Genomic DNA, 11,255 nt, shown 5'->3' with positions numbered 1-11,255 from the left:
GCCGCTAAAATGCGGTAGAAGACGAGTGCATTCAGCACCTTACTACGTCTCTTTTTGTGCGACCGCATAAAAACAATCAACATTGTTTGTAATCCCCTTGGACTTGTGCGAAGCTTTTGACTGGTAGTAGAAATCTACAAAAAAAAGGCTCCTAGCCCAAATAAGGGCGACGGCATAATAATATTGAGGAGATCCAGCTATGCGACTGAATAAGCGCCATCATTTCCCCCTAAGTAAAAAATACGTATCCATGGCTGCTGCAATTGCCACCGCCGGCGTTTTTGGTGGTCTGCCGCAGATTGCTCTCGGGCAAGACTCGGTGAGTCTTATCGAGGAAGTTGTCGTGACCGCGCGTAAGCGAGAGGAGTCACTTCAAAACGTCCCGGTCGCTGTAACGGCGCTATCTCCGACTCAAATTGAACAAAGTGGTGTGCAAACGCTCATCGATGTTGCCAAATTAGTGCCTAATGTGGAGCTGCACCAGGTGACGCAGTCGGGAGCAGCACTGGGCGCGTCTATCCGCGGCATGGCTTTTGACGATCTTGAGAAAAGTTACGAGCCGACGGTAGGTATTTCTGTGGACGGCGTGTTCATGGCCTCTAACGCCGGTGCTGTTGTTGATTTCTTCGACATAGAAGGTGTTGAGGTCCTTAGAGGACCACAGGGCACCCTCTTCGGTCGGAATACTATTGCTGGTGTTGTCAATATTAAAAGAACGCAGCCTACGGGTGAGTTTGGTGTGAAGCTTGAGGGGACTTTTGCAGATCACAACCGCCAAGACCTCAAAGGTGTTGTTAACGTGCCGCTAGGCGAGAAGGGCGGCGCCAAGTTCTCATACCGTGACCTAGAGATGGACTCACACCTCTATAACACCACCAATAATGAGCGGCCCTACAACCGGGACTCTCAAGTTTGGGGTGCAGCCATTCGCTATGATTTCACTGACAATTTCACGGCGACGCTTAGCTACGATGACTACGAGCACTGGACTCAACCGCCTGATGTCGTGGCTTCAGGTACAACCGATAGCGTTTTCTGCTCCTTGGCGGGCTTAGGTCTTCCCTTTGGTGGTGCCTGTAACGAAAACTCAGCGGCGCTCTCTGAGGCAAGCGGCTATAAAACATCGAATGCCTCTGAGCAAATTTACAGCTACATGTGGGGCGACAACCTGACCCTGAACGCAAAGTATTCGGGTGATGGCTTTGATGTTAAGTACATCTTTGGAAGAATGGCCTTTGAAGAGGAGGCTTACTTTAACTCTTGGGGAGCGCCTCAACCGCTGTTTGAAGTGCTGCGTCAGCAAGACTATGAGCAAAACTCTCACGAGTTGCAGTTTCTTTCAGACTGGGACGGCCCACTGAACGTAGTAGCCGGCGCCTATTATCTCGAGACAGAAGCCTTCATTACCTCTGGCCCTGTTTCCAACTTCCAAACGACCCAAGACGCGGATGCATTAGCCTTGTTTGGTGAGCTGAACTACGCCATCAGTGACCTCTGGTCAGTGACGGCGGGTGTGCGTTGGACCGACGAAAGTAAAGATCTAGATAACCGACAATACGGAAGCTCAACCGACCGACTGGCAGGCGCTCCCATTGCGAATCAGCTGACGCCGAGCTACGAGGATTCGAATGTAACCTACCGCTTTGTGTTGCAGCGTGAGTTAAATGTTGGAATGGCTTACCTGTCTTATGCAACAGGGTATCGCGCGGGTGGTTTTAATAGCCGCGGCAATAACTCGGATACGATCGGTCCTTACGATCCCGAGGAGGTAGGAAGCTGGGAGCTGGGTATTCGTACGCAGCCCACCGATCGGTTGCAGTTAAACCTGACGGGCTTCTACGCGACTTACGAAGATAAGCAGCAGTTTGTTGTTACAGATGGTACTCAGTGCGATCAAGCGGCAACGGCGACTTGTACGTTCATTCGTAACGCGGCAGAGACGACCAACAAGGGTATCGAGTTCGAGGGGGTTTGGGTGCCCACGGATGGTCTGAACATCAGGGCCACTTACGGTTATCTTGATGCCGAGTTTGATAAATACGACTTTGGTGGCATTGATATTTCCAGCCAAGCTCAGGTGATTTACGCACCGGAGCACACGTTGAGCCTAATGGCTGATCATACGTCATCAGTACTTGGTGGCACGCTGGTTCTCTCCGGAACCTGGAGCTACCGTAGCGATCTTTGGGGTGCCGCAGAATTTGCCTTTTATAACTACGACACAGGTCCTGATATCAACATCGATTCCCACGATCAGCTTGACTTAAGCGCGACCTACCTTCGTGATCTACCACAAGGTGCACTTAAGTTGATGGTCTACGGCACCGACGTTCTCGACGGCGACGGGCGGGTTGCACGGGCTTATGATGCGGGTGCATTTGCGTGGCAGGAATTGGTCCCTGGACGACAAGTGGGTGTCACGATCGGATACGAGTTCTGAAGCCGAAGTTCTGTACAAAGCCACCTTCGGGTGGCTTTTTTTTGCTCGGATTATTGTTTGGGATCGAGGCTTAGCCCCGTCTTTCAGTCATGGAAGCGTAATCGCGGCCACGGCGTTTAGTCAGCTAAAAAGCGGTCTGTTTACAGCGCCCGTCGTAAATATTGTCGGCGCAGGCCCACTACAAAGTTTAATTCACAGTTTAGCGGTGTCTCGGTTTTGCTCGAGTTGCGAAAAGTGCAAAAAGGCAGAAATGTTGTGTTGTATGTAGTCGATTCGAACTTCCTGATCTCTGCGATCGCCCCCGCCCCGCGTAAAGGCACCGTCCTTAGTTTGAAAAATCAGCTGCTGTGCTAGATTTTCCTCGATGCATTTTTGGACGGCAACTTGAGTCAGGCTGTCAGTGGTTTTAGGAGGGGTCATACGGGCAAAGGCGAGCAAGCCCTCTGTACGGCAAGCAATTGGGGTGCTTCTTCCCCATTCGAGGTAGGTGGGGTTATTAATAATTTCGGTGGCGATTTTTTCAGCGTGCGCGTAGATGTGCGGTGACGCGTCGAGATGTTGTAGCTGTTCTAGTGAATACAGCATCCAGTGCGACTGCTCCCGTATGCCATAACCCTGTTGCGCCAAATCAGCCTCGACTTCTCGAACAGAGTTCAACAATAGCGAATCACCAGTTATACGGTAGCACGCGAGCAGTGCGAGCAGCGCCTCCCCTACGTAGTACTCAGATCTAAAGCTCGAAACTTTACCTGATTTAAAATACCGCTTGTGCACGAAGTCTCCGTGGACATTGCGCTGTTCCAAAATAAAGTGGCAGAGCTGGTGTGCGGTATCTAGCAGCACATCACTTTTGTTGGACTCGTAGAGCTTTGCCAACGCAAGCGCTGCTAGGGCGTTGCCCCCTAGCTTGATGCTATTTTTCTCTAAAATACAAAAGTTGTGATAGCCACGAAAAAAACGCAGATGTTCATTAAACAAATACGTAATGGCTCTGTCTGCGGCGGAGAGAAGTTGTTCATCCTGCGAGACAGAAAATACGTCTAACATTGACCAAACGGTCCCAGAATGTCGTAGGACGTTATATCCAGAGAGGTCAGCGTTGCTGTTGGCATCATAGCGATACCTGAACCGCCCGGATTCCAAATTCAGCTTGGCGAGCTTGTTGGCGCCTATTTGAGCGACGGCCAATGCATTGGCGGGTATAAGATGGGGCATTGCTTTGCAGTGTCCTTAAAAAACTTGTGGTTGCTACCCGTGTTGATGAGGCCTCGAATCATGAAAGGGTGAGACCTGTTGGTTTTTTTATTAAGTATCGCGTTTCATATGGCTTCTAAAATTCGCAATGAGCAGTCCCAGTTTCGGCGGTAGTGATACGTTGCCAATGCGCGGTCTAAGATTTTGCTTCAGTAATTAACACCCTGACCGCAGGCACCCGAGACACCTAACTCGAAAACGGCATCAAGCTCATCGGCGTTGCTGATTCCCTCCGCAATACAGGGTAATCCTAGGGATTGAGCAATATTGATGTATGTACGCATTAAAGCAGCATTACCGGTGTTGTTGCTGAGGTCGCGACTGAACAGGCTATCCATTTTAATGTAGTCCATGCCTAAGTCTCCCAGCTTACCAATATCACTAATGCGATAGCCCATGTGTTCAATGCCGACCTTTACCCCTGCCGCATGGGCAACTTCCACCAGTAACTTGAAATTCTCTGGCTGTGCGAATGCGGCCGCTTCGCCGATTTCAAGGCTGAGCTTTTTCGCTGGATCTGCGTGGCTCTGCAAAAATAGCTCAAGCCAGGTGCTAAATCGGTTATCGAGCAGCGCAGCAGAGGTCAAGTTGGCACAAGTATCTTCTGTTGTCTTGCTGATGTTGCCTATTGCCAAGCTAGTGGCTACTTGGTCAATTTCAAAGCTGAGGTCAAGGCGATGCACCCAAGGCATGAATTCTCCGGCGTTACGTATTTGCCCATCGACGTTGATCCGCAACATGCCTTCGTGGTGAACGAGCTCTCCTTCAGGAGTGACCACAGGAAAAGTCGCGATGAGTAGTTGATTCGCTTCGATCGCTGTAAGTAATTGCGAGTGCCAAAGACTCGCCTGTTCACGTATCGGGATGGCATTACCGCTGGCGAGGTTGGCAACAATAGCCTCCGACTCTTCCTGCTCGTCTGATACAACTAAGGCGCCGTCCAAGGCCGTCATCAACTGGCCAGTGGTATGTCCTGCAGTGTAGCCCGCGCAAGCGCTGGGCAGCCGAGTGTGATCGGACATCTCAAAGTTTGCGAGGACCTCCCAAATAACGCGCTGCAGTGTTTCTGCCGTATATTTAGGTTCACTGGCAAGAGGGGCTAGTAAGCAAAAGTCAGAGCCGTTGAGTCGGCCTGCGACCCACTCTGTTTGATCTTGATTGAGACGCTTAATGGAGCTCCCGATTTCTGCTAGAACAGCATCCATGGTTTGGCGGCCAAAATTTTGATTGAGTCGCGCCAAGTTGCTAAGTCGCACGAGTGCAACACTGCCACTGGCGTCAGCATCTTCTGATTCCAGTTTTGCCCCTAAACGGGCCATAAAAGGGCCGCGGAGTAACAGGCCTGTGCCCGGATCTATGTCTGTGGCTTCTCGCTGCTTAGAGAGGCGCTGGGATTCTTTTGCTAGCATTTCCCCAACGCGCCGCGCGAGTTCATTCATGGCCCTGGTCACCTCTGCGAATTCACTCGTAGAGGGTTCTGGTGTTGTTATAAATCTGCGCTCGCCGATGGCTTTCGCTTGAATTACTACGCCCTTCAAGGGTGCCAAAATTCTTTGAAGCAACACGGAGCCTATCAAACTTGCAAGGGCCACAGATGCCAAGAGGGCCCAAAACATATTCTGTGCAGTTTTCCAAAGTTCATCATAGGCGACGTCGTCGTGATGTTGTATTTCTAACACCCCCTGCTGTGTCCAACCCGGTTGCAGCATTGCTTGTCCGGGGGAGGACTCTATGGAAAACCAGGCCTTAAGAGCTGGCGGATAACCACTGCTGGTCCCGGGATCGCTCCAATCAAAGATGGCCGGCGCTTCTGGGTCCGGGCTTAGGAGCCTTATTCTTAGGTAAACGCCTTGGTTGAATTTGGCATTTAGGTAGGTCTCTAATTCAATGTCATCAAGGTTGAGATTGTTCAGGTGAAGGGCGGTACGATTGGCGTCGTTAAGATTTTCAATGGCCAGCTGTTCTTCAAGGTACTGGCTCGAGCGCTCTCCCATGATCACAAAAGAAATGACAAAAATGCCTATGATCATGGGTCCAATAAAGGCTAGCGCTAGTTTTTTATATAACGACATGGTGGTCCGCTCCTAAAATCCCGTGGTGAAACCTTCCAGGCGAATTTTTTCTACGACTTGGCCCCAGCGTGATAGTCGAGCTGTGGGCTGCTGTTTGGTGGGGCGTGGTCCTGTGCCCACCCACAACTGCTCTCCATTAAAACTGAAAACGGGCTGGAGGTCGCCTCGCTCGGTCGCGGGTCTGATGACGTAATCTAAGTTGTCGATGATTAACGGCACCGCGTTCGGCGTTTCGTACCATGCCAACACCATGTGGGCCTGATTGAGTCCACCCCGTTTGGCTTTGACATAGACAAGTCTGAGTGAGGATGGCGGCACGCCCATCAGCGTTAATGTGGCGTATTTTGCAATGGCATAGTCTTCACAATCGCCAATACCTCGGCCCATTGTCTCAAGTGGTGTGGACCAATAATCTTCGGTTTCCCACTGGTAGGCGATGTTTTGGTTAAAAAAATCGTTAACTGCAGCCAGTTTTTTTTGCACATCTGCGTTGGCGTTGGTGCCAATCATCGACTCCCAGCGCAGCACCGTTTGCACGGCTTGGGCGCCAAATCTGACGCTCGCCTGAGCCTCAAGATTGGGTATTTGCATGCCCCAGAGATTGCCCGGCGCTAAAAAAACCGCGTGAAGCAGGACAAATACCAAAAACAACGGCACTAAGTGCACTTGCAATTTCCCGACAAAGGTCCACACTTTCCCATGGTAATCAGATACCTATCGAACCACTCGGAAGTGATTTATACGATGTGTAGTAGTGATCTCCAATATTTCTACTCCGCAAATGAAACATTACTCAGACGGCTCGGCACTACCAGTATTAAACCACGTCTTTGTAACGACAAACCGATATTAGGATGCAGTTATGATCAATGATCACCACAGAACTTTCTATCGAAAAATCCTTCTATCCTTGAGTTTGTTGGCCGTTTTCTCGGCTGGGCCCCTAGTGGCACAGGAAAAGATTAATAACTTTGGCGCGGCAGTGTCGGCTGCATTGGTTACCAATCCCACTGTGGTTTCTGCTTATTATGATTTCGAAGCTGCACGCGAGGGGCAGCGCTCAGCAGAGGGAGGCTTTTATCCCAGCGTCGATTTGGACGCGGATTATGCTTGGGAGGAGCGTGAAACGCCGCTTAACGACTTTGGTGATTACGAGCGTGATTCGGTTCGTTTCAGCGTGACTCAATTATTATTTGACGGGTTTCAAACCCGAGACCGGGCTCGGTCATTGGGATATGAAAAGCTGGCGCGGTATTACGATGTTCATGGTGCAGCACAGTCGATTGCTCTAGACGCCAGTGTTGCGTACTCCAATACGGTGCTGTACCAGAAGTTGGTTGGCTTCGCGGCTGACAATTTTGCCTATCACAAAGACATTTACAGCAAAATTCAACAGCGAGCGGCCGCTGGACGTGATGAGGGTGTTAACTTAGACCAGGCTAAGTCACGGTTGGCTCTTGCAGAGTCTAACCTGTTGACCGAGCGAACTAACCTGTATGACACGACCAGCGAGTTCCAGCGCATCGTGGGCGCGCTACCTGGTGATAACCTGCCCATGCCAACGCTCCCAAGCGACGCCATGCCAAGCCTCCGCAACGACGCACTGAAAGCGGCCTACAATAGTTCTCCAGAAATTAACCGTACGATCGAGGAGGTCCGGGCGGCTCGGGAGGCTCTAAACGCGACAAACGGCCCAATGTATCCGCGTCTTGATTTGCGTTACCGGAACGAGCAGGAGTCTAACATTGACGGGTTTCGCGGGGATTACGACCTGCAGGCTGTGGAGCTAGTGTTCACCTACAACCTCTTTCGTGGAGGCAGCGATAGCGCTCGCCGTAGGGAGTTCTCGAATCGTTTTTATTCGGCGGTAGAGGATCGCAAGCAAGCGTGTCTTAGTGTGCGTCGCGAGGTCACAATTGCCTTCAACAACGTGAGAGCTTTGCGAGAGCAGGTACGTTACTTATCAATCCAGTCTGATGCGCAGGATAAAACACGTCTGGCGTACGGCGACCAGTTCGATCTCAATCAGCGATCACTCCTTGACCTGCTTGATTCACAAAATGAATATTTTGACACTCAGCGAGCACTAGCGTCTGCCGAAATAAGTCTGCTTCAAGCGCAGGCACGTGTCTTGGCTGAAATTGGGGTGTTGACCGACGCGCTTGATGCTCAAGGTTTTAATGCGGACAAGATCGAGGCTTTAGATCTAGATCTGGTTCGACGAGACGACGAGCAAATTGCAGTGTGCGATTCGGGCGTTGTTCCTGAAATGGCTATTGTTCCAGACCAGTCCCTCGAGGCTGAGTCTGTCGTTTTCACTACGTCTACTACACCAATAAATGTGGTGGCCACGCCTGAACCGGCTGTCGCAGTGGTCGCAGCCCCCAAGTCCGCCAGTGCTTCGATTCCAGCACCTATGAAGACTCTGGTTATTGCACCAGAGCCAGACATGCTGCCGACATATGACAGCGTTGAGACTGAATTCGATGGCGCCGGCGCCGATGGTGCTGATTGGTTTATTAATATTGCGACATACGCCGATATGGGTTGGGCGGAACGCTGGAAGACCTCACTGTCCGATGAAGGCTATCCGGCAGTTATTATTCCGTTTGAAAAAGACGGTATTACGCTTCACCGCATAAGAGTTGTAGGGTATGCCGATGAAGAACAAGCGCAGTCGGACGCTATTCTCATCGAAAATGCACTCGAGACAGGTCCGCTGTGGGTGGGCTGTATGTCCGAGGTCTAGTTGGGGAATTGCCTATCCGGCCCTTGATATACCATGCCACTTTGGAACGCTCTTCACGGCCTTAGGTTTAGGGCTCAGTTGAAGGGTGGGGGTGGGCCTCGGGCAAGGCCAGCTGCGCCTGCGTTAGGAGGTTACGGGTCCAAACTCCCGCTCGTTGAGAAACTGTAGCAGTGCGTCAATGTCGATAGGCTTGCGCATGAGTGTTACCCCATCGCTATTGAGATGCTTAAGGTCCTCGTCAGCGTCCAAATGACCAGAAATCATAAGATATTCAAACTCTCGGTCAGGCATATCCTGCAGAACTTGTATTAACTCTGCGCCATCGCGACCCGGCATGCGCATGTCGGTGAGAATTAACGAGATTTCGGCGTCAGTCGCAACAGTGCTTAAGGCCTCGTCTACGCTCAGTGCTGTTTTGCAAGGGAAGTCGAAAGACTGGATAAATTCGCACAGTTCTTCGGCGATTACGCTTTCGTCATCGACAATCAAAATTCCCGAGTGTTTCATCCAAACGCCTGCATTCTCTAAACGATACTAAGCATAGAATGCAAATTGCGAAACGGAAAGGGTTTGTTTGGTTATTCTGTGTACAATAGTGCGGTCACTGGCAGCTTAAAACCGTTGGAGTGGAATGCAGATTCGTATTAGAGCGAGCGCCATTAGGTCACTGACCCTGTTGGCGATTTTGTGCTTTGTTCTCGAGGCCCTCGTTGCATATCGAGCTTTTGCCCTGCGCGACCTTCAGCATGCTGTTTTACAACTGCAGGTCGATGCTCAGCGTTTGGAGCGAGCTCTCCAGCCTGCTGTAGTTTTTGAAGACCTGAACGCGCCGGGGCTTATGGAAGTCACGCCCTTTCGAGATAGTGTTGGGCTTGACGCTTGTTGTGCGGTTGCCTTACAGCTACTCGAAGAAGCCCATACCGTCTCAAATTTCAACGATTACTCACGGGCTTATGATGAGCTTCTGCGAGGTCTCGATAACTACTCTGCATTGGGGCGAGACGAGATTGTAAACATGCGACGCACGAATGCGTGGCTGCCCTACATCGCTGCGGTCATTCTTATCGCGGTATTCTTGATCGCCTGGCAAATCCTCCAAAATAATTTCTTAGGCCCCATTAGCCGCCTTCATCGTGCCGTTCGGGAGGCCGATCTCAGTGGTGGCTTTGACTATCGAAACCGCGCAACAGACCCTACGGAAATTGGAGATTTGGGCGTATCCTTTGGAAATCTACTATCGCGTCTTACTGGTCAGTTGGCAGGGCGTGAACTGGCCCTTCGCGAGGCTAGGGATATGTCGAGGCGGGAGACCGATAGGGTTGCGGTTGAGCTCAATGAACTGTTTGACGGCAGCCCAAACCCTATTTTTGTTATCGATAGGGCGGGGCTTATCGTGACATGGAATCCTAAGATTGTCAGTCTTACCAATCTGCCTGAAGCAGAGGCCATTGGCGGAGAATTTGCATCTATGTGCCTGCCCTCTGGGGTCGAAGGCGAAGATTTTCATAGCCATATTGTGAGGGTGCTTGAGGGGAAAAAAGCAGATGGTATTCGGTTGCCGCTGGTTTGCCGTCGGACACAATCGACTGTTGAGATCAGAGCAAATTTGAGGCCTCGACGGGCATTCGGCGGAGAAATTGTTGGGGTAATCGGATTCTGCCTTGAGTTAGATGAAAAATCACTGCCGACAGTACTGGAGGTTGAAGCCCAGCAATCAAGTTATTTTAGTCAACTGGCCTCAAGTGCAGCTCATCAGCTCAATCAGCCGCTCCAAAAAATGCGCTTGTATCTTGCCAATGCACAAAACCGCTTACGCCTGCCTGAGATTGATCGGGAGGTTTTAGTAGAGAAGCTTAGCGGTTTGGATGCTGAGTTATCGACGGTGTCAGAAATTATTGACCATCTGAGGGAGTTTGGTCGCCCCGTTGAGCCGCTGCCCGACGGGTTTCAGATAGCTACGGTAATTGAGCGAGCCTTAGAACTGTCGCGGGGCAGTTTGGTAGAGCAGGGTATTGAGGTAACTTTGGATTGCCAGTTATCCAATGAAATCGCCAATGGTCACCCGCTTCAGATCGAAAAGCCGCTAATTGCGCTGTTAAATAACGCTAGAGAGGCTTTGCTGGAGGATGCCCCCAGTCAACCTCAGATCACTATTGTCGCTACCTCCGCTGGAAATGATGTCGCCAAAATTGTTGTGTCTGATAACGGCGGTGGTCTTGCGGAGGAGCTTCGCGATCGAATTTTTGAGCCCTTTTTTTCCACGCGTGTCGGGGGAAAAAACGTGGGGCTAGGACTTGCTGTAGCGCAAGAAGCTATTAGTGACCTAGGGGGGCGGTTACGTCTAGACAGCGTCGATGGCTGGACGGAGGCCACGGTAGTGGTTCCGTTGAAAAAGGCTGACGATGGGGCAAACATATCTTCTATTTGAGTCCCATCAATGCTCATCATCAGCCCGGTCGACGAGTGCCAACATAGGTGCTGAAATGGATGCAGTTGGTGTCAGGCTACCTTTCGAAGAAGAAGCGTTTTTGTATGGGGTGAAGTCCATGGGTAAGGTAAAGGTTTGGGCAGCTCAGAGAGATCCCATGTTGTTGAGCCAGCGAGATAGCCATCGGGAAAAGGTCTGAGGTCTGAGGTTTGAAAATGTACCCGCGGGTGGTCGAATCGCGGTAGACTCATGGGTATCGCAAAGTAAGCTGCAAAATGCAACCAGACATATTGCGCAGATGAATGGAACCGA

The 11,255-nt window shown here is 50.9% G+C and carries 8 protein-coding genes; 4 read left to right on the top strand and 4 right to left on the bottom strand.

What is annotated here, in order from left to right:
* Positions 1-199: 199 nt before the first annotated feature.
* Entirely contained in the window at positions 200-2,440 is a 2,241-nt protein-coding gene (locus tag ACMAZB_RS12320; protein WP_435217563.1) for a TonB-dependent receptor, read from the top strand.
* Between the two features lie 192 nt (positions 2,441-2,632).
* Here the strand turns inward: ACMAZB_RS12320 and ACMAZB_RS12315 are convergent, their stop codons facing one another.
* From ACMAZB_RS12315 to ACMAZB_RS12305, 3 genes are all read right to left on the bottom strand, one after another.
* Entirely contained in the window at positions 2,633-3,655 is a 1,023-nt protein-coding gene (locus ACMAZB_RS12315; RefSeq protein ID WP_435217561.1) for a hypothetical protein, read from the bottom strand.
* A gap of 188 nt (positions 3,656-3,843) precedes the next feature.
* Positions 3,844-5,766, bottom strand: coding sequence for a bifunctional diguanylate cyclase/phosphodiesterase (locus ACMAZB_RS12310; protein ID WP_435217559.1), 1,923 nt, complete (start codon positions 5,764-5,766; stop codon positions 3,844-3,846).
* A 12-nt stretch (positions 5,767-5,778) separates the two neighbouring features.
* Positions 5,779-6,432 (bottom strand): transglutaminase-like cysteine peptidase, encoded by a 654-nt coding sequence (locus ACMAZB_RS12305; protein WP_435212241.1) that lies wholly within the window; start codon positions 6,430-6,432, stop codon positions 5,779-5,781.
* Positions 6,433-6,628: 196 nt separating this feature from the next.
* Between ACMAZB_RS12305 and ACMAZB_RS12300 the strand changes: the two genes are divergently transcribed.
* Positions 6,629-8,515 (top strand): TolC family outer membrane protein, encoded by a 1,887-nt coding sequence (locus tag ACMAZB_RS12300; RefSeq protein ID WP_435217557.1) that lies wholly within the window; start codon positions 6,629-6,631, stop codon positions 8,513-8,515.
* 123 nt (positions 8,516-8,638) lie between these two features.
* On the opposite strand, the gene ACMAZB_RS12295 is transcribed toward ACMAZB_RS12300, so the two are convergent.
* Positions 8,639-9,022 (bottom strand): response regulator, encoded by a 384-nt coding sequence (locus tag ACMAZB_RS12295; protein ID WP_435217555.1) that lies wholly within the window; start codon positions 9,020-9,022, stop codon positions 8,639-8,641.
* A 124-nt stretch (positions 9,023-9,146) separates the two neighbouring features.
* On the opposite strand from ACMAZB_RS12295, the gene ACMAZB_RS12290 reads away from it, so the two are divergent.
* Together ACMAZB_RS12290 and ACMAZB_RS12285 are read left to right on the top strand one after the other, a co-directional pair.
* Positions 9,147-10,943, top strand: a complete 1,797-nt coding sequence (locus ACMAZB_RS12290) for a sensor histidine kinase (protein WP_435217554.1) — start codon at positions 9,147-9,149, stop codon at positions 10,941-10,943.
* 55 nt (positions 10,944-10,998) lie between these two features.
* Positions 10,999-11,142 carry a hypothetical protein gene (locus ACMAZB_RS12285; RefSeq protein ID WP_435217552.1) on the top strand — a complete coding sequence of 48 codons (144 nt, stop codon included), beginning with the start codon at positions 10,999-11,001 and terminating at the stop codon, positions 11,140-11,142.
* Positions 11,143-11,255 lie beyond the last annotated feature (113 nt).

Source organism: Luminiphilus sp. nBUS_07 (assembly GCF_051201685.1).
In the GTDB taxonomy this organism is placed as follows: domain Bacteria; phylum Pseudomonadota; class Gammaproteobacteria; order Pseudomonadales; family Halieaceae; genus Luminiphilus.
The sequence above is the reverse complement of the archived record's forward strand: the minus strand, read 5'-3'. Positions and strand labels throughout refer to the sequence as shown.